This is a genomic window from Bacillus sp. SIMBA_074, from assembly GCF_046534555.1.
Lineage (GTDB): Bacteria > Bacillota > Bacilli > Bacillales > Bacillaceae_G > Bacillus_A > Bacillus_A mycoides.
This window is the reverse complement of the sequence record NZ_JAWRYM010000151.1, coordinates 1-393: the sequence shown is the minus strand read 5'-3', so window position 1 is coordinate 393 and position 393 is coordinate 1. Positions and strand designations below refer to the sequence as shown.

The following is a 393-nucleotide window of genomic DNA, read 5'->3' as shown; positions in this document are numbered from 1 at the left end:
GGGAAGATGTCGTCGAGGATGACGACGCCACCTTCGGTGGTGACCGGCCGACCACCTGACGGAACTGACGGACGGCGCGTCCCGGCCAGCTGCGGACGGGGACCTCGCGCATCCGCGCCCAGACGTGGCGGGCCAGCTCACCGCTCGGGGTGGTCATGACGGCGCCCCGCCAGGTCGCGCCCTGCTCCAGCTGGGACAGCCACTCGCGGGTGACCGCCGACATCTCGTGGGTCTCCGTCCCGGCGATCGCGTGGAGGTTCAGCTCGGTGAAGCCGTACCGCGACCGCATGAGCAGGGAGGTGTTCTCGTCTCCCAGCAGCGTCCGGAGGCTGTGCAGGCCGTGGACCCGGTTGGGCTCCGACATCGCACAGGGCAGATTGCACCAGAGGAGAG

At 70.2% G+C, this 393-nt stretch carries 1 protein-coding gene; it reads right to left on the bottom strand.

Annotation, left to right across the window (positions count from 1 at the left end; genetic code table 11):
* Positions 1-364: hypothetical protein (locus SB773_RS30260; protein WP_410593885.1), on the bottom strand; the 364-nt coding region annotated here is incomplete at its 3' end.
* Between the last annotated feature and the right edge of the window lie 29 nt (positions 365-393).